24 protein-coding genes are annotated in these 22,896 nt (G+C 62.2%); 11 read left to right on the plus strand and 13 right to left on the minus strand.

Annotation, left to right across the window (positions count from 1 at the left end; all coding sequences use genetic code 11):
* Window positions 1-19: 19 nt before the first annotated feature.
* A complete protein-coding gene (locus AB1495_RS02955) occupies window positions 20-601 on the minus strand; it encodes a YqgE/AlgH family protein (protein ID WP_244268817.1) in 582 nt (193 codons plus the stop codon).
* 108 nt (window positions 602-709) lie between these two features.
* On the opposite strand from AB1495_RS02955, the gene AB1495_RS02960 reads away from it, so the two are divergent.
* Complete coding sequence (locus AB1495_RS02960) at window positions 710-1,507, plus strand: protein-disulfide reductase DsbD domain-containing protein (protein ID WP_244268819.1); 798 nt, start codon at window positions 710-712, stop codon at window positions 1,505-1,507.
* Here the strand turns inward: AB1495_RS02960 and AB1495_RS02965 are convergent, their stop codons facing one another.
* The 5 genes from AB1495_RS02965 to AB1495_RS02985 form a co-directional block, all read right to left on the minus strand.
* Window positions 1,508-4,909 (minus strand): efflux RND transporter permease subunit, encoded by a 3,402-nt coding sequence (locus AB1495_RS02965; protein WP_074634736.1) that lies wholly within the window; start codon window positions 4,907-4,909, stop codon window positions 1,508-1,510.
* A gap of 4 nt (window positions 4,910-4,913) precedes the next feature.
* Window positions 4,914-6,374: an efflux RND transporter periplasmic adaptor subunit gene (locus AB1495_RS02970; RefSeq protein WP_074634737.1), complete on the minus strand. Its 1,461-nt coding sequence runs from the start codon at window positions 6,372-6,374 to the stop codon at window positions 4,914-4,916.
* 142 nt (window positions 6,375-6,516) lie between these two features.
* A complete protein-coding gene (gene moaB, locus AB1495_RS02975; protein WP_005849653.1) occupies window positions 6,517-7,059 on the minus strand; it encodes a molybdenum cofactor biosynthesis protein B in 543 nt (180 codons plus the stop codon).
* Window positions 7,056-7,664: a LysE family translocator gene (locus tag AB1495_RS02980; RefSeq protein WP_074634738.1), complete on the minus strand. Its 609-nt coding sequence runs from the start codon at window positions 7,662-7,664 to the stop codon at window positions 7,056-7,058. Before AB1495_RS02980 ends, moaB begins: the two co-directional genes overlap by 4 nt.
* Complete coding sequence (locus tag AB1495_RS02985; protein WP_074634739.1) at window positions 7,657-8,430, minus strand: uracil-DNA glycosylase family protein; 774 nt, start codon at window positions 8,428-8,430, stop codon at window positions 7,657-7,659. The genes AB1495_RS02980 and AB1495_RS02985 overlap by 8 nt, the downstream gene beginning before the upstream one ends.
* Window positions 8,431-8,586: 156 nt before the next feature.
* On the opposite strand from AB1495_RS02985, the gene AB1495_RS02990 reads away from it, so the two are divergent.
* The 7 genes from AB1495_RS02990 (at window position 8,587) to AB1495_RS03020 (ending at window position 13,346) form a co-directional block, all read left to right on the plus strand.
* Complete coding sequence (locus AB1495_RS02990) at window positions 8,587-9,534, plus strand: aspartate carbamoyltransferase catalytic subunit (RefSeq protein ID WP_009825243.1); 948 nt, start codon at window positions 8,587-8,589, stop codon at window positions 9,532-9,534.
* Entirely contained in the window at window positions 9,531-9,971 is a 441-nt protein-coding gene (locus AB1495_RS02995) for a hypothetical protein (RefSeq protein ID WP_074634740.1), read from the plus strand. The genes AB1495_RS02990 and AB1495_RS02995 overlap by 4 nt, the downstream gene beginning before the upstream one ends.
* Window positions 9,968-10,483, plus strand: coding sequence for a hypothetical protein (locus AB1495_RS03000; RefSeq protein WP_074634741.1), 516 nt, complete (start codon window positions 9,968-9,970; stop codon window positions 10,481-10,483). Before AB1495_RS02995 ends, AB1495_RS03000 begins: the two co-directional genes overlap by 4 nt.
* On the plus strand, window positions 10,480-11,016 hold the full coding sequence (locus AB1495_RS03005) for a hypothetical protein (protein ID WP_037944808.1): 537 nt from the start codon (window positions 10,480-10,482) through the stop codon (window positions 11,014-11,016). Before AB1495_RS03000 ends, AB1495_RS03005 begins: the two co-directional genes overlap by 4 nt.
* Before the next feature lie 155 nt (window positions 11,017-11,171).
* Window positions 11,172-12,452: a dihydroorotase gene (gene pyrC / locus AB1495_RS03010; protein WP_074634742.1), complete on the plus strand. Its 1,281-nt coding sequence runs from the start codon at window positions 11,172-11,174 to the stop codon at window positions 12,450-12,452.
* Between the two features lie 2 nt (window positions 12,453-12,454).
* On the plus strand, window positions 12,455-13,066 hold the full coding sequence (gene plsY / locus AB1495_RS03015) for a glycerol-3-phosphate 1-O-acyltransferase PlsY (protein WP_005849669.1): 612 nt from the start codon (window positions 12,455-12,457) through the stop codon (window positions 13,064-13,066).
* Between the two features lie 4 nt (window positions 13,067-13,070).
* Window positions 13,071-13,346, plus strand: a complete 276-nt coding sequence (locus AB1495_RS03020; RefSeq protein WP_074634743.1) for a hypothetical protein — start codon at window positions 13,071-13,073, stop codon at window positions 13,344-13,346.
* Here AB1495_RS03020 and AB1495_RS03025 read toward each other — a convergent pair.
* The 3 genes from AB1495_RS03025 to AB1495_RS03035 all read right to left on the minus strand — a co-directional run bounded on the left by AB1495_RS03025 (window position 13,340) and on the right by AB1495_RS03035 (window position 16,118).
* Window positions 13,340-14,710: a glutamate--cysteine ligase gene (locus AB1495_RS03025; RefSeq protein WP_074634744.1), complete on the minus strand. Its 1,371-nt coding sequence runs from the start codon at window positions 14,708-14,710 to the stop codon at window positions 13,340-13,342. The two genes, AB1495_RS03020 and AB1495_RS03025, sit on opposite strands and share 7 nt — an antisense overlap.
* A 60-nt stretch (window positions 14,711-14,770) precedes the next feature.
* The gene (locus AB1495_RS03030) at window positions 14,771-15,298 is read right to left on the minus strand and encodes a hypothetical protein (protein ID WP_005849675.1); all 528 of its coding nucleotides are present in this window, start codon (window positions 15,296-15,298) and stop codon (window positions 14,771-14,773) included.
* Between the two features lie 97 nt (window positions 15,299-15,395).
* On the minus strand, window positions 15,396-16,118 hold the full coding sequence (locus AB1495_RS03035; protein WP_074634745.1) for a 16S rRNA (uracil(1498)-N(3))-methyltransferase: 723 nt from the start codon (window positions 16,116-16,118) through the stop codon (window positions 15,396-15,398).
* A 12-nt stretch (window positions 16,119-16,130) separates the two neighbouring features.
* Here AB1495_RS03035 and ubiA point away from each other — a divergent pair, with 12 nt between their 5' ends.
* The 3 genes from ubiA (at window position 16,131) to AB1495_RS03050 (ending at window position 19,395) form a co-directional block, all read left to right on the plus strand.
* Window positions 16,131-17,105 (plus strand): 4-hydroxybenzoate octaprenyltransferase, encoded by a 975-nt coding sequence (gene ubiA, locus AB1495_RS03040; protein WP_074634746.1) that lies wholly within the window; start codon window positions 16,131-16,133, stop codon window positions 17,103-17,105.
* Between the two features lie 63 nt (window positions 17,106-17,168).
* Window positions 17,169-19,067, plus strand: coding sequence for an OmpA family protein (locus AB1495_RS03045; protein WP_074634747.1), 1,899 nt, complete (start codon window positions 17,169-17,171; stop codon window positions 19,065-19,067).
* A 1-nt stretch (window position 19,068) separates the two neighbouring features.
* Window positions 19,069-19,395: a hypothetical protein gene (locus AB1495_RS03050; RefSeq protein WP_005849689.1), complete on the plus strand. Its 327-nt coding sequence runs from the start codon at window positions 19,069-19,071 to the stop codon at window positions 19,393-19,395.
* A 16-nt stretch (window positions 19,396-19,411) separates the two neighbouring features.
* Here the strand turns inward: AB1495_RS03050 and AB1495_RS03055 are convergent, their stop codons facing one another.
* From AB1495_RS03055 to uvrC, 4 genes are all read right to left on the minus strand, one after another.
* Window positions 19,412-19,855, minus strand: a complete 444-nt coding sequence (locus tag AB1495_RS03055) for a molybdenum cofactor biosynthesis protein MoaE (RefSeq protein WP_009825254.1) — start codon at window positions 19,853-19,855, stop codon at window positions 19,412-19,414.
* A 1-nt stretch (window position 19,856) separates the two neighbouring features.
* The gene (gene moaD, locus AB1495_RS03060) at window positions 19,857-20,102 is read right to left on the minus strand and encodes a molybdopterin converting factor subunit 1 (protein WP_005849691.1); all 246 of its coding nucleotides are present in this window, start codon (window positions 20,100-20,102) and stop codon (window positions 19,857-19,859) included.
* The gene (gene pgsA / locus AB1495_RS03065) at window positions 20,102-20,767 is read right to left on the minus strand and encodes a CDP-diacylglycerol--glycerol-3-phosphate 3-phosphatidyltransferase (RefSeq protein WP_074634748.1); all 666 of its coding nucleotides are present in this window, start codon (window positions 20,765-20,767) and stop codon (window positions 20,102-20,104) included. Before pgsA ends, moaD begins: the two co-directional genes overlap by 1 nt.
* Before the next feature lie 122 nt (window positions 20,768-20,889).
* Window positions 20,890-22,755, minus strand: a complete 1,866-nt coding sequence (gene uvrC / locus AB1495_RS03070) for an excinuclease ABC subunit UvrC (protein ID WP_074634749.1) — start codon at window positions 22,753-22,755, stop codon at window positions 20,890-20,892.
* Window positions 22,756-22,896: the final 141 nt, after the last annotated feature.

The raw sequence follows: 22,896 nt of genomic DNA on the forward strand, positions 1-22,896 counted from the left end.
CCCCGCAAATCGTGGCAGTTCAGGCGCGCCCTGCTGTCGCGCTGAGCCCCAAAGGGTCCACCCCGATAGAGCTCAGCGCCGCTTCCCATTTGCGCGCATCGGGCAGGTCGAACAGGATGGCGCTATCGCCTTGGCAGGTCAGCCAGCCGTTCTGGGCGATCTCAGCCTCTAGCTGGCCGGCCGCCCAACCGGCATAACCCAGCATCAACATCGCCCGACGCGGCCCCTTGCCGCGGGCGATGTCTTCGAGGATGTCCAGCGTCGCTGTCATCGCCACCCCGTCCGCGATATCCGTCGTCTGCATCACGGACCGGTATTCGGCGCTGTGCAGGACAAATCCGCGCTCTGTCTCGACGGGGCCGCCCACATGCACCCCCAGTCCGGAAACATCGTCCATGTCCACATCGCTGAGCCGGTCAAGCACATCGCCAAGCTTCAGATCAGCGGCGGGTTTATTGACGATCAACCCCATCGCGCCTTCGTCGTCATGCGAGCAGATAAAGATCACCGAATGATCGAACCGAGGATCCCCCATGCCGGGCATCGCCACTAAAAGCTGGCCGGTCAGATCCATTTTTATGCTGTCGTCCTTATGCGTCATTCCAATAGCATGACCTGCGCCCCTGCGGCTTTCAACCCCCGCGACTGCAACACATCATAATGCAAACGTGACTTGGCAAACGGGGGGCAGATGGCCCATGAAAGCGCCATGATCAGAAAAATTCTTGGCCTGATGGCCGCTGCCCTTATCGCCCCGCTGCCCGCTTCTGCAATGGAAGTGATCCACGGGGAAATACTGCAAGGCTGGGTGCTGCCCGATGGCAACCGCATGGCCGCGATCCGCATGACGGTGGAGCCGGGCTGGAAAACCTACTGGCGCGCGCCCGGTGACATGGGTATCCCGCCCAGCTTCGACTGGTCCGGCTCGCGCAACCTGTCGGCGGTGGCAGTGGAGTGGCCTGCGCCCACGGTGTTCCGCGAACCCAATCTGACCACCATCGGGTATAAGGATCAGGTCGTGCTGCCGCTGCGGATCAGCGTGCCCGACAAAGGGGCCCCCGTCACGGTCCAGACCACCATTGATCTGGGCGTGTGCAGTGACATCTGCGTGCCCGCCTCGCTTGAACTGAGCGGCGTGATCGACACCACCACAACCCGCGCCGATCCAGCGATTGCCGCCTCATTGGCGCAGCGGCCGTTTTCGGCGAAAGAGGCCCGTGTGAAAGACGTGACCTGCACCATCGGTATGGCAGGCGCGGACCTGACACTGGACGCCGCGATCACCCTTCCCCCCGCGGGCGGGCAAGAGCTGGTGGTGATCGAAACCGGCAACCCAGATCTTTGGGTCAGCGAGGCAGATACCACCCGCAAGGGCAACGTCCTACATGCGCGGGTGGACGTGGGCCACGTCAGCGGCGGCCCCGTGGCACTGAACCGGTCGCACATCCGCATGACGGTATTGGGCAGCAAGCAGGCCGTCGATATTGTGGGATGCAACGCGGGCTGATCACAGGGCCCGTTTGCGGCGCGACAGCAGCAACGCCACCGCGCCGACGATATAGCCCACCAGCGCGATCAAAGCCGCCCCGGCCAGGAACAGCAGCAGCGCCGCGCTGCGCGGGGCCATCGCCCCCAGCTTAGGCAGCAGCTCGACCAGTGCGGGATGCAAGCCGCCTGTCACCGCAACCCACCCCAGCGTGGCCCCGCCCCACAGCACCACCAGCACCCAAAGCGCCAGAATGCCGAGGCGCAGACCCCCTGCCCGTGCCCGCATGGCCCGACGCATCGCCCGGATCTGGCGACCGATATCATGCTGCGCCGCGACCAGCGCAGGCACGACCAGCAACACCAGAAACATGCCAAAACCCAAACCATAGACCAGCGTGATCACCGTGGGCTTCAGGAACTGCGCCTGCTGGCTTTGCTCATAAAGCAGCGGGGCCATGCCAAGGACCGTGGTCAGCGTGGTCAGCATCACCGGCCGTAACCGGTCCGCCGCGCCATCAATGATCGACGGGATCACTCCACGGGTGGCACCGTATTCGTCAATCGTACCCACCAGAACAATGGAATCGTTGATGATGATCCCTGTCATCCCCAACAGGCCCACGACCGTGAACATGCTCAGCGGCACCTCCCACAGAGCGTGCCCGTAGATTGTGCCGACCAGACCAAAGGGGATCACCGCCATCACCACCATGGGCCGCGTCCAACTGCCAAAAACCCAGGCGAGAACAAGGTAGATGCCCGTCAGCACAAGGATCAGGCCGGTCAGCGCATCCGACAGAAACGTATCTTCCTGCTCGCTCAATCCGCCGATGCGGAAATCCACCTGCCGTTCAGAGGCGATGCGCGGCAGGATATCCTCGCGCAGGGCCGTCGTGATCTCGCTCGCGCGGGCGGGGTCATCCTCTGATATGTCGCCCGTGACTGAGATGAGCCGGATGCCATTCTCGCGCCGCACCGTGCTGAAGCCGGTGCGTCGGTCCACGCTGACGATATCGGCCAGCGGCACATATTGCCCGTCCGGCGTGCGCATCTGCGTCCGTTCAAGGAAATCCGCCGTCAGCTCACCCTCGGGCAGTTCAACCCGGATTGTCGCCGATCGTGGACCGTCGGGATAGGTCGCCGCCTCGATCCCGCCCAGACGGTGGCGCAGCACCCGCCCCAAGGTATCAATCGTGAACCCAAGCGCCTGTCCTTGCGGCGTCAGATCAAGGATCAGCTCTTCCTTGTCGTAGGCCAGGTTATCCTGCACCGCGCTGACTTCGGGATATTGCCGCAGGGCATCCTGCAGATCCTGCGATGCGGCTTTCAACACCTGCGTGTCAGCGCCGTAGAACTGCACATCCAGCGCGTCCCCCCCGGGACCCGACCGCCAGCCGCGAAAGCTGACGGTTTCGGCAAGGGGATGATTTACCACCGCGTCTTGCAGTTCAGCGACAAAGGCGAAGCTGGAATAGGGGCGCAGATCGGCGTCGATCAGCTCGATCGAGATGCCGCCCAGCAGATCGGCGTCCTTGCTGTCGGCCCCGTCCAGACCACGCCCCGCATTGCCCCCGACCTGCGCGATCACATAGTCGATGGGGTTGGTGCCGTATTCCTCGGCGTATTGCGCGCCCAGCGCTTCTGTCGCGCGTTGCATTTCGCGCATCATCGCCAGCGTATCGGCGCGGGTGGCCCCTTCGGCCATGGCAAAATTACCCGTCACCGACCCGCGTTCAGGCGCATTGAAGAACCGCCATTGCACGTCACCCCGGATGAACAGCGCCACCTGCGAGGCAAGCACAGCGACCACACCGGCAAGCACCACATAGCGCGCGCGGATCACCCCCGCCATGAAGGGGCGGAACAGCCGTTCGCGCACCCAAAGAAACCCGCGATTGACCACTCGGCTGGGCAGGTCATACCACCGTTGCTTGGCCCCTGCTGCCATCGCATGGGCCATATGGTTCGGTAGGATCAGAAAACATTCAACCAGTGACGCGGCCAGCACGGCAATCACTGTAAGGGGGATATCCCCGATCAGACTGCCAAAGCGCCCGCCCACGGCAAGCAGACCGAAAAAAGCAATGATCGTTGTCATCGTTGCGGCAAAGACCGGCATCGCCATCCGCCGCGCCGCGTTCTCTGCCGCTTGCATGGGGGGCTCGCCCAGCTCTTTGTGGCGATAATCCGCGTGTTCGCCCACAACGATCGCATCATCAACCACGATGCCAAGCGTGATGATCAACCCGAACAAAGAGATCATATTGATCGTGATCCCCCCCGCATACATCAGCGCAATCGCCGCGGCCATCGACGCAGGTATGCCCGCGGCCACCCAAAAGGCCGTGCGCGCATTAAGAAAGAGGAACAGCAACCCCACCACCAGTGCGAGCCCCATCAGCCCGTTATCAATCAGCAGGTCCAACCGCCCGGTGATCGCCTCGGCCCGCGTGCGGATCAGCTCTATCGTCACGCCCCTCGGCAGCATCACAGCCATATCCGCCGCGACGCTTTCGACGCTGTGCTGGATACCGATGGCATCCCCCCCGTCAGAGCGGTCAATACGCACAGAGATCGCGGGGTCATCCCCCACGAAATATCCTACCTCTCGGTCGGAGCCCTGCTCGATCACCCGCGCCACGTCCCCGACCAGCAATGACGACCCGTCCGCATTGCTGCGCAACACCACACGCGACAGGGCGTCCGCGCTACGCTTCGCGGTGCCGGTGCGCACGCGCGCATTGGCACCTGTCACATCACCGGCGGGGTTGGCGTCCACCTCGGCCGCGATCACGGCGGCGATTTCGGCCATGGTGATGTCGTGACGGATCAGTCTGGTCGACGGCACCTCGATCAGGGTTTGCGGTGCCGCGACCCCCTGAATGGTGCTGCGCGTTACACCCGCCGCGAACAGCCGCGTGACGAATTCATCCGCGAAACGCCCCAGCTGTTCCGCGCTGATCGCGCCGGTGATCACGACATCGGTCACACGGTCGCGCCAGATACCACGCCGGACCACCGGATCTTCGGCATCTTCTGGCAGTGTGGTAACCGAATCCACCGCCGTTTGCACATCCGTCGCGGCGCGGGCAATGTCCCAATTGGGCTCGAACTCAAGCGAGACGGTCCCGCTGCCCTCGCGCGAGGCAGCGGTGGAGCTTTCGACCCCTTCGACCGCCAGCAAGACCGGTTCAAGCACCTGCACGATAGCGCTGTCCACATCGTCGGCCCCCGCCCCCTCCCAAACGGTTGTGACCGACACGCTGTCGATGATCACATCGGGAAAGAACTGCGCCCGCATATTCGGCGCAGCGGCCGCCCCGCAGACCAGCAGCACCACAAGCAGCAGGTTGGCTGCCGTCCGGTGACGGGTGAAATACGACAGGATCCCCCCTGCACGACCGGACATGCTGCGCGCCATCTCCCTAGCCTCCCATCCGGCTTTCAAGGCGTTCGATCATGCGCGCCGGCACCTGCGGCTCGGCCAGCTGCGCCAGCACGCGCGCCTTCGCCTCTTGGGGCATTCGGCTATTCCCCTCGATAAAGGCCACAAGCTTTGCCCGACGCTCCTCTGTCAGGGCGATCATGCTGGGGACATCTCCCTGCGCGGTCTCATCCGCCCCCGGACGCAACGGCTTGACCGCGATACCGGCCCCCAGCAGGGGCGACCGCGCCTCGACCACGTCGCGACCCTCGACCGGACCACGGACCAACACGTCGTCGCCCACGCGGCGCAGAACAGAGACCTGAATGCTTTCCAATCGGTTCTCCGCATCCAGCACCAAGACCGCCCCGGTGGCATCAAGGGCAGAGCTTGGCAGGCGGATCACATCGTCCAGGGCAGGTTCGCGCACATGTACCGTCGCGAAATCGCCCGGCTTGAACCCCGGTGCCTGCATCAGCGTGGCAAAGATCAACCGGCCGCTGGCCCCCTCGCCCGCTGCGGCCCCTGCACGGGTGATCTGGCCGCGGGCCTCAAGGTCCACGCCCGCGACATCAAGGCGCGCCGTAACCTCTGCCTTGATCAACCGGCCCTGTGCATCCAGCAGACGCGCGTATTGCGCGGTCGAGATGCGAAAGGAAATCTCCAGATCATCCGGCGCGATCAGCTCTGCCAGCCTCTCGTTCGCAGAGACCAAGCGCCCTTCGACGACCGAGGTTTCGCTTAGCGCCCCATCGAACGGCGCGGTGATCGTGGTTTCCTTTAACGCACGCTGCGCATCCTCCAACGCGATTTGAGCGTTGGACAACAAGCGCACCGCGTTATCCACGCGCGCTTCTGTCTGGGTCACCACCTGTCGACGTGCAAGAACGGCCTGTCGCGCGCTTGAGGCAGCAAGCTCTGCCGTTTCCGTCGCCGTCGCGGTGCCGACACCGCGTTCGCCCAGATCACGCTGGCGGTCAAACGCGCGAGTGCGCAGCGCGGCCTGCTCTTCGGCGGCGGCAAGCTCGTCCAGTCCCAAAGCCAGCGCGCGGTCCGCATCGCGCCCCTCTGCCTCTGCATCGCGTACGGCACTTTGCGCCCGCGCGACCTCGGCCAAAGCGTCCGAACGGTCAAGGCGCACCAGAACCTGACCCGCCGTGACCTGCCCGCCCTCTTCGAAGTCCGGTGCCAGCTCGACCACGCGCCCGCCAACGGCCGCACGCAGCTCTAGCGTGCGGCGGCTTTGCACCGCGCCAAAACTTTGCAGGATCGGCACTTCGGTCCCAGACTGCGCACGCACCACATTGACCGAGAATACCCGTTCTCGCGGGACGCGCTCGGGCGGCGTGTCGGTCAGACGCTGCTGAACCGCCCCGCCAATGAGGTCCGCCGCAAGCACCAGAAACCCCAAAGTCGCCGCTGCCAGAAACAACCCGATCATGCTTTGCCGTAGAAAACGCATCTTGCCCCGATCCTATTTCGTCCGTGCCAGCTTACCCCGCAGGCCTGCAGAACAAAATCACAGTTGTGACAGCCACGCACGGCTTATCAGGCGCATCGCAAAGCAGCGCGGGAAAATTGGGTTAAATTCATCGCCCCAGCTGTTATTTCCGGCGCTGGTGTTCATCCAGACGCGGCATGATCTCAACGAAGTTGCAGGGCTTGTGCCGGTAATCGAGCTGCTTGATCAAAATCTCGTCCCACGCATCCTTGCACGCCCCCGGAGACCCGGGCAGCGCAAAGAGATACGTCCCCTGGGCGACGCCGGCGGTGGCCCGGCTTTGCACCGCCGAGGTGCCGATCTTCTGCATGGATACGATCGTGAACACGGTGCCGAATGCATCGATCTCTTTCTCGTAGACATCGCGATGTGCCTCGACCGTCACATCGCGCCCCGTCAGCCCTGTGCCCCCCGTGCTGATCACCACGTCAATCTCAGGGTCGGCACACCAGTCGCGCAACTGGTCGGCAATCTCGCCGCGCTCATCGCGGATGATGCTGCGTGCCGCGAGGAAATGCCCCGCTTCGGCGATGCGCGCGACCAAGACATCGCCTGACCTGTCTTCGGCCAAACCCCGGGTATCGGATACTGTCAGCACCGCGATCCGCACGGGGATAAAATCAATCGTCTCGTCAATCCGGCTCATGTCCGCTCCAATACTGCAAGACGTGCGGCGAGGGCCACGAAAATACCGCTGCTGATCCAGCGCAGCGCCTGCCCGCCCCCCACCATCCGGCGGCCCAGGCCACTGGCAAACACACCAACCAAGGCGTTGATAATCAACCCGCCAAGCGACAGCACCGACCCCAGCATCAGAAACTGCAGCAAAACCGGCCCCGCTTCTGGCACGACGAACTGCGGGACAAAGGCCAGCACGAAAAGGATCACCTTGGGGTTCGTCAGGTTCACGATCAAACCGCTGCGAAACGCGGATTTCGGCGCAGGCACGGGATTTGCGGCCGCGCCGCTGCTACGCCAGGTCTGCACGGCCAGCCACAAAAGATAGGCAACCCCGATCCAGCGGATCACGTCAAAGGCCCACGGCAGGGCTGCCACCACCGCACCAAGGCCGAGCCCCGCCAAGGTCACATGCACCATACCGCCAAGGGCGACCCCCGCACTTGCCGCAACCGAGGCGCGCGGACCAAAGCGCATGCCCTGCCCCAGACAAAACATCATATCCGCGCCCGGTGTCAGGTTCAGCGCCAGGGCGGCGGGCACAAAGGCCAGCAATGTGAGGGGATCAACCATGCGTCAATTTCGCTTTCAGTGAGAGTAAATCGGCCCAGGCCTCGCGTTTGAACTCGGGGCTGCGCAGCAGATAGGCGGGGTGGAACATGGGCAATGCGGGTAACCCCTCGGCTTGCGTCCACTGACCGCGCAAGCGGGTGATGCCACGTTTGCCCAGCAACGCCTGCGCGGACCAATTGCCAACGATGACCAACACCTCGGGCTTGGCCAAAGCGATATGCCGCGCCAGAAATGGCTTCATCATCGCGATTTCATCCGGCTTCGGATCGCGGTTCTGCGGCGGCCGCCAGGGCAAGACATTGGTGATATAGACAGGCGACGTCTGGTGATGGCGCCCCATGTCGATGGCCGCGAGCATCTTGTCCAGCAACACGCCGGCACGCCCGACAAAGGGCCGGCCCTCGCGGTCTTCGTCCCGCCCTGGTGCCTCGCCCACGATCATCACCTGTGCCCCCGGCGTCCCGTCCGAGAAAACCATTTTGCGCGCGCCGCGTTTCAGCTCGCAATGCTCGAAGGCGGCCATGGCGGCACGCAATTCATCCAGCGTCGCAGCCCCAGCCGCGGCCAGTGTCGCCTCTGCCACCACATCCGGCCCTTGGGCAGCCAAAGGCACTGGTCCGCTCTTGCCCTTTTGCGCCTTCGGCTTCTCGACCGCGGCGGGCACCTCGTAACGGTTCACCGGCGCATCGCAAATCGCCTCGGTCGCGCCAAGTTCGATCTGCCAATGCAAAAGCGCAAGCGCCTGATGATAATCCACTGATTCCATGCGCCCAACTTACGCGCTGGTGTCGGCAATAAAAATGCCAACTTCCAAATGGTCTTAAATCCAACGCGGCCCCCACGGCCGGATGCCCCCGCCCGACGACTTGCCCCGCCCTGCGCCGCCGCCTATAACGCCAAAAATAACGTGGGGTCCCCCGTCATGAGTTTCGCACACCGCCATCTTCTGGGCATTGAACACCTGTCCCAGGACGACATCACAACCCTGCTTGATCTGGCCGACAGCTATGCCGATCTGAACCGCCAGCCCCATAAACACAGCGACGCGCTGAGCGGGCTGACACAGATCAATATGTTCTTCGAAAACTCCACCCGGACGCAGGCGAGCTTCGAGATCGCGGGCAAGCGGTTGGGTGCGGATGTGATGAATATGGCGATGCAGGCGTCCTCGATCAAAAAGGGCGAAACCCTGATTGATACGGCGATGACGCTGAACGCCATGCACCCCGATCTGCTGGTGGTCCGCCATCCGCAATCCGGTGCCGTCGATCTTCTGGCACAGAAGGTGAACTGCGCGGTGCTCAATGCGGGTGACGGGCGGCATGAACACCCTACGCAAGCACTGCTGGACGCGCTGACGATCCGCCGTGCCAAGGGCCGCTTGCATCGCCTGTCCATCGCCATCTGCGGCGACATTGCCCATAGTCGCGTGGCACGGTCCAACATCATGCTGCTTGGCAAGATGGAGAACCGCATCCGCCTTATCGCGCCGCCCACGCTGATGCCCGCGCAAATCGGTGAATTCGGCGTCGAAGTCTTCGATGACATGGAAGAAGGGCTGAAGGACGTTGACGTTGTGATGATGCTCCGCTTGCAAAAAGAACGCATGGATGGCGGCTTTATCCCCAGCGAACGCGAGTATTATCACAGATATGGGCTGGACGCCGAAAAACTGGCCCATGCCAAGCCCGATGCCATCGTGATGCACCCCGGCCCGATGAACCGCGGGGTAGAGATCGACGGAACGCTTGCCGATGACATCAACCGCAGCGTCATTCAGGATCAGGTAGAGATGGGCGTCGCCGTGCGCATGGCCGCGATGGACCTGCTGGCGCGCAACCTTGTCGACAGCCGCAAGGCCACCGCATGACCGCAGCCCCGCCCGAAGAACAGGACCTGCTGCACTGGCGTATCTCGCCGCGGGCGTTCTTTTGGCGGTGCGTGGCGCTGGCGGTGCTGACCATGTTGTTCACACTGCCCTTGCTCATCTGGCTGGACCCGTTCACGTGGCTGCTTGCCTCGGTCCTGATTGCGGTGTTCTACATGTGGGTGTTTGAGGAATTCCAGATCTGGTACAGCAACCGCAATACCGTCTGGCGGCTGACCAACCGTGCGCTCTATATCAACTCCCCCGATACGGCAGAGCCGCTGGTCCTGCCGTTGACCGACATCCGGTCGATCGGGAAACTGTCCTTGTGGTCGATCAGCCTTGGCCTGCCCGACGGCCAGCGGATCACCTTGCCGCTGGTGCCGAACCGGGCAGAGACCAAGGCCCGCCTTGCCCAAGCGATAGAGGCTGCATCATGAGCGATCGTTTTTGGCAAGACCTGCTTGAACCCGAGGAAGAACTGCTCTGGACGGGGCGCCCCCGCCCCAAGCTGTCGCTGCGCAATTTTCAGCTGTTCGGCCCCTTTGTCGGGGCCATTGGCACCGTGATCGCGGGGGCGTTTGTGCTGCGGGGCAACACCCTGCCCGTGTCGCAATCGGTCGTGGTGGCTGTGATCGTCGCGCTGGTGGCGCTGTCGTTGCTGCGCGGGATGAAACGTCTGACCGACCTGCGCCGCACCCGCTATGCGCTGACCAACCACCGCGCCCTGTTTTTCAAACTGACCCGCGACGGCACCCGTGCCAAAGCTTTCCCCCGCAGCGCCGAGACGAAACCCGATCTGCGCCCGACCAGCCCGCCGTCGGTTTTCTTTATCCGGCATGAACAGCCGGGCAATCCGGCACGCGCCGCGCATCTAGGATTTGAATATGTCGAAGACAGCGACAGATTAAGTGCATTGATGGTAACCCCGTACAAAGGTGCAACACGATGACACAACTCGAAATCCCCAAGGGCGAGATCGGCCAGATCCGCCTGTTTGCCGTGAACCGCCCGATTGACGAATTGGCCCGCGATCTGCGCAACGACAGCAAAGAGGCGTTGATTGCTGATCTGCTGGGCCGCCCTATGCCCGAAGGCGCGGCCGAGCTGTTCCCCGTGTCGGATCTGACCGGCGTAGGTCTCGCCTCCTACCTGGGGGATGGCTATGCGGTGCCGCGTGAACAGATCAGCCGCGACCGCGCGCGACTGGATGCGCTGGACGGCTATGTATTGCTGCTGTTCTCCTCGGCCTTTGACGGGCAGGAAGCGACGCTGGACCTTGGCCCCGAACTGACGATGATCGGCACCTATGGCGAGGCGCAGCCCGATATGTCCGTCACCCCGCTTGAGGCTGACTCTGCACAGCCCTACACCGGTGCCGCGGATATGACCCCGAAATCCCCGCCCAAGGGCGGTGCCGGCGGTATGATCGTGCTTTTGGCGGTGATCGTGCTGATCGGTCTTATTCTATGGTGGCTGCTGTGAAAGAACCCAAACCCGATCCCAAGATGTCCGGACGTATCGCCATGATTGCCCTGCTTGTCGCCTTTGGCGTGGCGGGCATGATGGTGTGGATCGGGTCCTGACCTTTCTGACTGCCCCCGCGGCACCCCTGTTTTCCTAACGACGAAGGCTCCTCCATGACCCTGCATTTTATCAACGCGCAGCTGATCGACCCCGAAGCAGGCACCGTCACCCGCGGCACGCTTCGGGTCGAGGATGGCAAGATCGCGGCGGTACTGGACGATACCGCACCGATCCCCGGAGATGCGCAGGTCGTGGATTGCCGTGGGAAATACCTCGCCCCCGGTATCGTCGATCTGGGCGTCAAGGTTTGTGAACCCGGGGAGCGACACAAGGAAAGCTTCCGCTCTGCGGGGCTGGCAGCGGCTGCGGGTGGGGTCACGACAATGGTCACCCGCCCCGACACCGACCCCACCATCGACAGCCCCGAAGTGCTTGAATTCGTCACCCGCCGTGCGAACGAGGCCGCGCCGGTCAACGTCGTGCCCATGGCCGCGCTGACCAAGGGCCGCGAAGGCCGCGAGATGACAGAGATCGGATTTCTCATGGATGCCGGTGCCGTGGGCTTTACCGATTGTGATCGCGTGGTGACGGATACCAAAGTGTTCTCCCGCGCGCTGACCTATGCCCGTAGCCTTGGCGCGCTTGTCATCGCTCACCCGCAGGAACCCATTCTGAGCAAGGGGGCGGCGGTGACCTCTGGTAAATTCGCGTCGCTGCGCGGGCTGCCTGCCGTCTCGCCCATGGCGGAACGCATGGGGCTGGACCGCGACATCGCCCTGATCGAAATGACGGGTGCCCGCTATCACGCCGACCAGATCACCACCGCCCGCGCCCTACCCGCGCTGGAGCGCGCAAAGAAGAACGGTCTGGATATCACCGCCGGGGTCGGCATCCACCACCTGACGCTGAACGCGCTGGATGTGGCCGACTATCGCACCTTCTTCAAGCTCAAGCCCCCCCTGCGCGACGAAGAGGATCGCATCGCCGTGATAGAGGCCGTGGCCTCTGGTCTGATCGATATCATCTGTTCCATGCACACCCCGCAGGACGAGGAATCCAAACGGCTCCCGTTCGAGGAAGCCGCATCGGGGGCCGTCGCATTGGAAACCCTGCTGCCGGCAGCCTTGCGACTGGTCCACTCCGAGATGATCGATATCGCAACATTGTGGCGTGCGCTGTCGTTCAACCCTGCGAAACGTCTGGGGCTGCCCGGGGGGCGGATGTCCGTCGGTGCCCCCGCCGATCTGGTGCTGTTTGATGATGGCGCGCCTTTCGTGATGAACCGCGAGGTTTTGCGGTCGAAATCGCGCAACACCCCCTTTGACGGGATGCGCATGCAAGGTAAGGTCTTGGAAACTTACGTTTCCGGCACCTGCATCTATAAGGCCTCCTGAATATGCCCCTGATCGACTCTTCCCTATTCGTGCTCCTGTTCTGGGCCGTTGCGGCCTATCTGATCGGGTCGGTCCCCTTTGGCATGGTGCTGACCCGCGCGATGAATCTAGGCGATCTGCGCAGCATCGGGTCGGGCAATATCGGTGCCACCAATGTCCTGCGCACTGGTTCCAAAAAAGCGGCGGCGCTGACGTTGATCCTGGATGGGGGCAAAGGGGCCGTTGCAGTGCTGCTGGCACGGCTCTTCGCGGGCGAGGACGCCGCCCAAATTGCCGCATTGGCCGCGATGCTGGGTCATTGCTATCCGGTCTGGCTGGGGTTCAAGGGCGGCAAGGGCGTCGCGACATTCCTTGGTGTGTTGCTGGCACTTGCATGGCCCGTCGGCCTCGCCTGCTGTCTGGCGTGGCTGATCGCCATGGCCGTCACCCGCACCTCGTCCATCGGGGGGCTGGCATCCGCCGCGGCATCGACCTTTTTTATGATCTTCCTGGGCTACGGCAGCGCCTTGTTTCTGGGCATTCTGCTGACCCTGCTGGTGTTCTGGCGCCACCGCGAGAACATCAAACGCATCCGCGCGGGCACCGAACCCAAGATCGGTGCCAAGAAAGACTGACCCTGTGACGGCTACCGTAGACGCGCGCTTTTTGGACGCGTTCCACGCGCTGCCTGACGGCACTCACACCGGCAGATATCAAACCCGCCGCTATGTTTGGTCAAAAAGCACCTTCAACACAGGTAAAAGCTGGAAACTGGTTGCCGAGGAATTGGGCGGTCCGGACTATATCAGCCTGAACCTCTATGCGCTCGCCAGCGGCGCACGTCTTTATCCCTGCGAAATGCCCGCGGCCAAGGTCATCGCCTTTGTCCGCGGGCTGATCATCGAGGATCAGTAAGAATAATCGGCGTAGATCCGGCTGAGGTCGCCCTTCCACTTGCCGTTGTAATCCTCCAGCAGCTCGTCCGCAGGGACCTTGCCGGTCTCGATGCTTTCCTTCAGCGCGTTCAGGAAATGCGTCTCGTCCGGGACCATACCGCCCGCACCGCTGCGCGCCCGTGCTTTCAGCCCTTGTTCGGACAGGGCCACGGCCTCGCGCGCGATGTCGTGCATGCGCACGCCGCCCACCTTGGCCTGCAACCCGTCGACAGAGGCCGCGACCCGCAGCGCCTCGCGCGTTTCCGCGTCCCAGCCTTTAACCAGATCCCAAGCACCATCCAGCGCCTGTTGGTCATAAGTCAGCCCGACCCAGAACGCGGGCAAGGCACACAGACGACGCCAAGGCCCACCGTCGGCACCGCGCATTTCGATGAATTTCTTGATCCGCGCCTCGGGGAAGGCGGTGGTCAGGTGGTCCGCCCAATCGCTCAGCGTCGGCATTTCCCCGGGCAGCGCAGGCAGCTTGCCTTTCAGGAAGTCGCGGAAAGACTGCCCCAGGGCATCGATATATTTTCCATCGCGGTATACAAAATACATCGGCACATCGAGCGCATATTCCACCCAACGCTCAAAGCCCATGCCGTCTTCAAACACCCAGGGCAACATGCCCGTACGCGCCGCATCCAGATCACGCCACACGCGGCTGCGCCATGACTTATGGCCGTTGGGCTTACCTTCAAAAAACGGCGAATTCGCAAACAGCGCCGTCGCGACAGGTTGCAAGGCCAGCGCCACGCGCAGCTTTTGCACCATGTCCGCCTCGGACCCGAAATCAAGGTTCACCTGCACCGTGCAGGTCCGACGCATCATGACCCGGCCCATAGTCCCGACCTTGGTCATATATTCGTTCATCAGCTTGTACCGGCCCTTGGGCATCAGATCCATCTGGTCGTGGGACCATTCCGGTGCCGCGCCCAAGCCAATGAACCCCGCCCCAATCCGGTCCGCCACATCGCGCACTTCGCGCAGATGGGTGTTCACCTCGTCGCAGGTCTCGTGGATGGTTTCGACGGGCGCGCCCGACAGCTCCAACTGACCGCCCGGCTCGAGCGAGATATTGGCCCCGTCCTTGACCAACCCGATCAGCTTGCCGCCCTCTTCCACAGGATCCCAGCCATGGCCGTCGCGCAGCCCTTCCAACATGGCGCGGATCGAACAATCGCCCTCATAGGGCAAGGGCAGCAGCGTCTCTTTGTTGTAGCCGAATTTCTCGTGCTCGGTGCCGATGCGCCAATCTTCCTTGGGCTTGCACCCGTCCGCGAGATAGTTGACCAGCTGGTCGTAACTTTCGATCGGGCCGCCGCCGGATTGAGGGATAGACATGTGGGGTGGCTCCGAGTTCAATTTCTGTGGTCTAAGGGATGGTGCGATTTGGACGGGGTGTCAATGCAACAGGGTCGAGGCCGGCCGCATCGAACGCCGCTCCCAAATCACGACGGACAGGGTCTTGTCATCGGCCAATTCGGCCAACATTCTTTCGGTACGCAGCCCCGGAAGTGCGGCAAAAGCGTCAAAAAGCGCGTCCGCCCCCGCGGCATCCACGGGGATCATCACGGGATTTTGTCCAGGCTGTTCCAGTTTCCAATGCGCCGGATAGGCCCCGCGCTCAAGGCTCAGACGCTCCATCTCGCGTAGGGCGATGACGCCGCCGGTCAGGGGACCGAAATAGGCGATCTGCCCCTCATCCACCTGCACCGCTCCGGCCCCGAGTCCGGTCTTGCGAAACCGCACACGCTGCCCGCCGATCCAGACAAAGATCACCCCCGCAAGGATCAGCGCATAGCCCGGTATCGCCAACAGCAACCCCGGCCCCGCCACCAGCCAAAGCCCGATCAAAGCGACCGCGATTCCGCCCAGAACCTCGCGCCAACGCCACAGTTCAGCCTTCGCCTCAGGTCGCAGAAAACTCATCGTGCTCTCCTACTGCAGGCTTCATTTTGCCAGATAAACTCCACGGGGGCGTGGGGGTGTGAAACCCCCACTCCGACGCGCGTGCCAGAAACCGCACTCACGCCCAATCTCCCAACGTCTTTTGCCACAGGGTCATGGCCGCCACTGCTGCCGTATCCGCCCGCAAGATGCGCGGCCCCAATGCGACGGGGCGCGACCAGTCCAACCCGCGCAAACGTGTGCGTTCACTGTCCGAAAACCCGCCCTCCGGCCCAATCAGGATGGCCCAAGGACCAGGCCGCGCGGACGCGAGCCCCTCTTCCTCGCCCGCCAGCGCCTCGTCGCAGAACATCAAGGACCGCTCGGGCTCCCAACGATCGATCAGACGGTCCAGCCGGACCATATCGGCCACCTCCGGAACGAAAGTCCCGCCGCATTGCTCCGCTGCCTCGACCGCGTGGGCTTGCAGACGATCGCGCTGCACGCGGCCGGCGTTGGTAAATTCACTTTGCACCGGCACAATACGCCGCGCCCCCATTTCGGCAGCTTTCTCGACAATGAAATCCGTGCGCGCCTTTTTGATCGGCGCAAAGATCAGCCACAGGTCGGGCGGCATCTGCAGCGGTTTCGTCTGCTGGGCACAGACCAGCACACCGCCGCGTTTACCCGCCTCGGCGACCTCGGCGCGCCATTCGCCATCAATGCCATTAAACAAAAGAACCGACGCGCCCACCGATTGGCGCATCACGCCAAAGAGATAATGCGCCTGCGCCTTGTCCAAAGGAACGGATTGCCCCTGCCCCAACGGATGATCTACATAAAGTCTGATTTTCGCGTTCATGGGCACAGATATATGTACGACACCTCGCCGACACCAGATGGGAATGATGCGACACGCGTGGTCGATGCCCCTGCGGACAATTGGGTCGACCGTTTTGCGCCGCGTTTCACCCGCCCCTACCTGCGGCTCAGCCGCGCCGACCGCCCTATTGGCACCTGGCTGTTGCTGCTGCCCTGCTGGTGGGGGCTGACGCTGGCGATGCTGTTTGACCAGCAACCGCGCTGGTTTGACCTGTGGATCTTCATCGGCTGCGGTGCCGGTGCTTGGCTGATGCGCGGCGCGGGGTGCACGTGGAACGACATCACCGACCGGCATATCGATGGCAAGGTCGCCCGCACGCGGTCACGCCCCATCCCCTCGGGTCAGGTCAGCGTCAAAGCTGCGCTGGCATGGATGATCGCACAGATGCTGATCGCGCTTGGCATTTTGCTGACCTTCAACGGGGCTGCCATCGCCCTTGGTGTGCTGGCCCTGCTGCCCGTCGCCGTTTACCCTTTTGCCAAACGTTTCACGTGGTGGCCGCAGGTTTTCCTTGGCATCGCCTTTAACTGGGGCGCGCTGCTGGCCTGGACCGCCCATACCGGCAGCCTCGGCGCGCCTGCGGTGGTGCTCTATGCTGCGGGAATCGCGTGGACGCTGTTCTATGACACGATCTATGCCCATCAGGACAAGGAAGATGACGCCCTGATCGGGGTCAAATCCACAGCCCGCCTGTTCGGAGACAATACCGGCCATTGGCTGCGGCGCTTCCTGATCGCCACCGTGGGCCTGATGGGGCTGGCGGTGATCTTTGCCCTGCGCGATTCCGCATCCTTTCTGGCGATGGTCATCGCCCTTGGCGGGCCTTGGGCAATGGGGTGGCATATGGCGTGGCAGCTGCGTGGTATCGACATCAACGACAACGACAAGCTTCTACGCCTGTTTCGTGTGAACCGCGATACCGGCATGATCCCGCTGGTGTTTTTTGCCGCAGCCCTGCTGGTGTGATTGCACCCCTGCCCCCTCGGGCGTATCAAAGGCTCCAACGTTAACGGTTTCAGAAACGAGCTTATGCGCCTATCTGCACTCCTGATCATCGCGATGACCTTTACCGCCGCTGCGACCGTCTCATTGGTGGCCGCGAATTTTTCGGTAACCCTGATCGAGGAAAACTCCGAGATCGGCGTGCGTGATGCGCTTGATGCAAAAGAGATGACATGGGCCGAAGTGCAGGCAGACGGGTTGCAGGTCACCCTGTCGGGCACCGCGCCGGACGAAGTCGCGCGGTTCAATGCGCTAAGCACCGCAGGCACCATCGTCGATGCTGCCCGCGTGATTGACCAGATGGATGTGACCGCGCAGGCCGCAATCGCCGCGCCGAAGTTCTCGGTCGAGATTTTGCGCAATGATTCCGGCGTTTCGATCATCGGGCTGATTCCCACGACCACGGACCGCGATGCGGCCATCGACCGTTTCCAATCTATCGCCGGTCAAGATCATGTCGCCGACCTACTGGAATCAGCGAATTACCCTGCCCCCGACGGATGGGAAGACGCCTTCGGTTTCGCCATTTCCGCGATGGAGAAACTGCCCCGTGCCAAAGTCTCTGCCGAAGCGGGGCGTGTGGCGATCACGGCCATTTCCGACAGCGCAGAAGCCAAGGCACGGCTGGAAAACCAGCTGAAACGTGCGGCCCCTCCCGGGCTGGTGGTGACACTGGAGATCGCCGCGCCGCGCCCGGTGATCACGCCCTTCACCCTGCGCTTCCAGATCGAGGAAGACAGCACCGGCTTTGACGCCTGTAGCGCGGATACCGAACAGGCCAGCGCCCGGATCCTCAAGGCGGCCGTTGCGGCTGGCGCACCGGGGTCGGCACGCTGCACGGTGGGTCTTGGCGTGCCAAGCCCGCGGTGGTCGGAAGCCGTGGAAAAAGCCATCGGCGCGCTGTCCAAGATCGGTGGCGGCTCCGTCAGCTTTGCCGATGCGGATATCAGCCTGATCGCCGCCGAAGGCACCGAACGCGCCGTCTTTGACCGCGTCGTCGGAGAGCTGGAAAACGCCCTACCTGACGTCTTTGCGCTGAATGCCCGCCTGCCCCAAGCTGTCGACCCCGACGCCGGCCCGCCCGAATTTGTCGCCACGCTCTCGCCCGAAGGTCAGGTGCAGCTGCGCGGCCGTCTGACAGACGACGCGCTGCGCGAATTGGCCGACAGCTACGCCAAGGCGAGCTTTGGCTCGGACAAGGTCTATACCGCCGCGCGGATTGTCGATGATCTGCCCGCCGATTGGCCGACGCGCGTGCTGTCGGCGCTCGACGCGCTGTCCAAGCTCGCCAATGGCACGGTCATCGTGACCCCCGATAGCGTCAGCGTCGCGGGCAACACCGGTAACCCCGATGCCAGCACGCAGATCGCAACCTTGTTGGCGGGCAAACTGGGCGAAGGCAAAGACTATGAGGTCAAAGTCGCCTATCAAGAAAAGCTCGACCCCGTTCTGGGCCTGCCCACCCCGCAGGAATGCGAAGCCGAGATCGGCAAAGTTGTGGCCAAGGGCAAGATCAACTTCGAACCCGGCAGCGCCACCATTGACGCCTCGGCGCTTGGTACGATGGATCAAATTGCCGAAATCCTGCAAGACTGCCGCGACATAGCACTTGAGGTACAGGGCTATACTGACAGCCAGGGCCGCGAGGAAATGAACCTCGCGCTCAGCCAGTCGCGGGCCCAATCGGTGCTGAACGAACTGCGCGCCCGCCGCGTAATCACCGGCTCCTTCGTGGCCAAGGGCTATGGTGAAGAATCGCCCGTTGCCTCCAACGACACCGAAGAAGGCCGCGAGGCGAACCGCCGGATCGAATTTAAGCTGATCAATGAAGGCCCGTCGGAAGATTCTGACGAAACAGCGCTGGAAAATGGCGCGGATACAGGCGATACAGACACACCATCCGAACAGACCCAAGAAGGCAACTAACATGAGCAGAACCGAATTTGTCATCGCGACAGCGATTATCCTATTCGTCGCCTTCTGCCTTGGATGGTTTGCCAACTGGCTGCTGCACCGCTTTACCCGCGTGGCGGCCGACGATGTTGCCCAGCTTGACCGGATGAGCCAGGAATTGCACGAAGCCGAAGAAACCCGCGATCAGGCGATCACCTATCTGCAACAGCGCGAGGCAGAGCTGACGAACCAGCTCAACCAGACCGAGGCAGAGCTGCGCGCGGCGATGGACGGGTTGCGCGATGCACGCCATGAAGCGGAAGAAATGCGCGCCTACATCGATCGTCAACAGGCCAGCTGAAAGGCCGACGTGCCGCTTACCATCGGGCCAGCGCGTCTTCGTCTTCTGCCTTTGATGCAACCCAATCCGCCCCTTTGGCAGTGATCTCACGCTTCCAGAAGGGCGCGCGCGACTTCAGGTAATCCATCAGGAATTCAGCCGCTTCAAACGCATCCTTGCGGTGGCGCGCAGCGGTGGCGACCATCATGATCATCTCGCCCGGCAGCAATCGGCCAAAGCGGTGAATGACCAGCGCATCCCCCAGCGAAAACCGCGCCATCGCGGTTTCGGCCATCTCGGTCAGGGCAGATTCGGTCATGCCGGGGTAGTGTTCAATCTCCATCGCCTGCAACGGATCATCGGGCAGATCGCGCACGATGCCGGTGAAGGTCACGATGGCTCCCATATCCCGATGACCGGCAGCAAAATCCTGGCTTTCCTGCCCCAGATCAAAACCCGCTTCCTGAACCGAGATCTTCATCTCAACCCCCTGTCATCGGCGGGAAAAACGCCACTTCGCGCACCCCTTCCAACGAGGCATCGAAATCGGCAAGTTCCTGATCCACGGCGACACGCAGGCCGGACAGATCGGAAAAGGCGACAGCATAGCGCTCTTCGCGCGCGCGCAGTTCCTCTACAAGATCCAAGACGGTGCGCGCCGATGTCTCGACCTTCTCACGAGGAAGCCCGATACGTTCGCGAACCCATGCAAAATACAGAATATTCATTAGCGTGGCTCCACCAGATGGGGCATGGATTTGCGCAGATAATCATAGCCGGTGATCGCCGTCAGCGCCGCCGCGATCCAAAGCAGCACCAACCCGATCCGGCCGGCCCAGATCATCCCGTGGAACTTCCAAGTGAGCCCTAGAACGTCCTCTTCCTCGCCAGAGAGTATGGCACCGACCAAGGCGTTATCCATGCCGAAAATCGACATGCCAAAGTAATGTTCAAACAGCCCCTGCCCGAACAATACGGCGATCGCGACCATCTGCGCGGTTGTCTTCCACTTGGCCAGCGCCGTGACCTTCAAGGTGCCGGACACATCCCCCAGAAACTCCCGCAGGCCCGAAACAAAGACTTCGCGAAACAAGATCACGGTGGCAGGGAGCACCAGCCATGGCGACCAGCTTGAAAACGCGACGATCACCATCAGCGCAATCACCACCATCGCCTTGTCAGCAATCGGGTCCAGCATGGTCCCCAGCTTGGTTTCCTGCCCCCATGCGCGCGCAAGATAGCCGTCAAACCAATCGGTGACTGCGGCGGCGATGAACAGGAACATCGCCAAAGCGTCCGCATAGGGACGCGAAAAATACAAGAACATCACAGCCACACCCGGGGCCGCGACAAGACGCAAGAGCGTCAGGATATTGGGGATATTCCACTTCATAGCGTCACCCTACAGTGGCAAGACGACAGGGGAAAGTGCCAAGACATCGCCTTCATTTTGCAAAATAAACTCCCCGCGGAGCGTCCTGCCCCCACCACGTGCCCGACGGCTGAAATTTTGGGCTATCCGCGTTCATGGAAAAACGCATAAATCCGTTCGGCCAAAGCAACCGACACCCCGTCGACGGCCTTCAAGTCGCTCAAGTTCGCGCGACCAACGGCCTTGGCTGACCCGAAATGGGCCAGCAGCGCGCGTTTGCGGGCGGCACCGACGCCGGGCACGTCATCAAGGGGCGTCGCCCCCACGGCCTTGGCACGTTTGGCGCGGTGGGTGCCGATGGCGAAACGGTGGGCTTCGTCGCGCAAACGCTGGATGAAATACAAAACCGGATCATTATGCCGCAAGGCCATCGGGCGCTTGCCGACGCGGTAAAATTCCTCTTTGCCCGCATCACGATCCACACCTTTGGCCACGCCGACCATCGGAATATCCTCGACCCCGTATTCGCGCATGATGGACGCCACAGCACTCACCTGCCCTGCACCACCGTCGATCAACAGCAGGTCGGGCCACATGCCAAGCTTGCGGTCCGGGTCTTCCTTGAGCAACCGTTTGAAACGGCGGGTCAGCACCTCTTTCATCATGCCAAAGTCATCCCCCGGCGTCAGGTCATCGCCGCGAATGTTGAACTTGCGGTACTGATTTTTCATCATCCCGTCGGGGCCGGCGACAATCATACCGCCAACCGCGTTCGTCCCCTGGATGTGGGAGTTATCGTAGACCTCGATCCGTTGCGGCGGCGCAGGCAGATCAAAGGCGTCAGCGATACCTTTAAGAAGGTTCGACTGGGTCGCTGTCTCTGCCAGTTTACGCGCCAGAGATTCGCGCGCGTTGCGCAGCGCCCCATCGACCAGCTCTGCTTTTTCGCCACGTTTGGGGACCACAATATCAACTTTACGTCCCAGCTTGCCCGACAGCGCCTCGACCATCAGATCGGGGCTTTCGATGTCGTTCGACAGGATCAACTGGCGCGGTGGTTCGCGGGTGTCATAAAACTGACCGATAAAGGCCTCCAGCACCTCGGCGGCATCCACATCGGGGCCCACACGGGGATAGTAGTCGCGGTTCCCCCAGTTCTGGTTGGCGCGGATAAAGAAGACCTGCACGCAAGCCTGCCCCTGATCCAGGTGCAGCGCGATAATATCCGCTTCCGCAACGCCTTGCGGGTTGATCCCCTGTGCCGTTTGCACCTGCGTCAGCGCCTTGATCCGGTCGCGCAGGGCGGCGGCGCGTTCAAACTCCATCGCCTCCGACGCCTCGGCCATCTCGGTCGCCAGCCTGCCCTGAATATCGGTGGACTTACCGTTGAGGAATTTCTCCGCATCCTGCACCGTCTTGCGATATTCCTCGGGCGAGATCTTACCCACACAGGGGGCAGAGCAACGCTTGATCTGATGCTGCAAACAGGGGCGCGAGCGGCTTTCGAACATCGCGTCAGAGCAATCGCGCAGCAGGAACACCCGTTGCAGCTGGTTCAGCGTACGGTTCACCGCACCGGCGCTGGCGAAGGGCCCATAGTAATTGCCCTTTTCTTTTTTGGCCCCACGGTGCTTTTTGATCTGCGGATAATCATGCGTGGCCGTGACCAGAATATTGGGAAAGCTCTTGTCATCGCGCAGCAGCACGTTGAATTTCGGCTTGAGCTGTTTGATCAGGTTCTGTTCAAGCAGCAACGCCTCGGTCTCTGTTTTCGTGGTCAGAAACATCATCGATGCGGTGTTTGATATCATCCGCGCGATCCGGCCCGAATGACCCGACGGCCGCGCGTAGTTGCTTACCCGCGCCCGCAAATTCCGCGCCTTGCCCACGTAAAGGACACGGCTTTCCGAATCGAGCATCCGGTACACACCAGGAGAGCCATCAATCGTTTTCAGGTACGATTGAATCACCTCATGGCCGGTTTTGGGTTTTTCGTTAGCGTCTGACATTGATTCGAGCGTTCGGACCTTTTGGCTGCAACAGTGTTAGCGGTAGGACAAGATTAAACATACCCACGACTCTTGTGGATAACCTTGCAGATAACTTTCAAACAGCGCGGATTTTCTCATGTATTAATGGGGCTTCCAGTG

This window comes from Sulfitobacter pontiacus, from assembly GCF_040790665.1.
Classification (GTDB): Bacteria; Pseudomonadota; Alphaproteobacteria; order Rhodobacterales; family Rhodobacteraceae; genus Sulfitobacter; species Sulfitobacter pontiacus.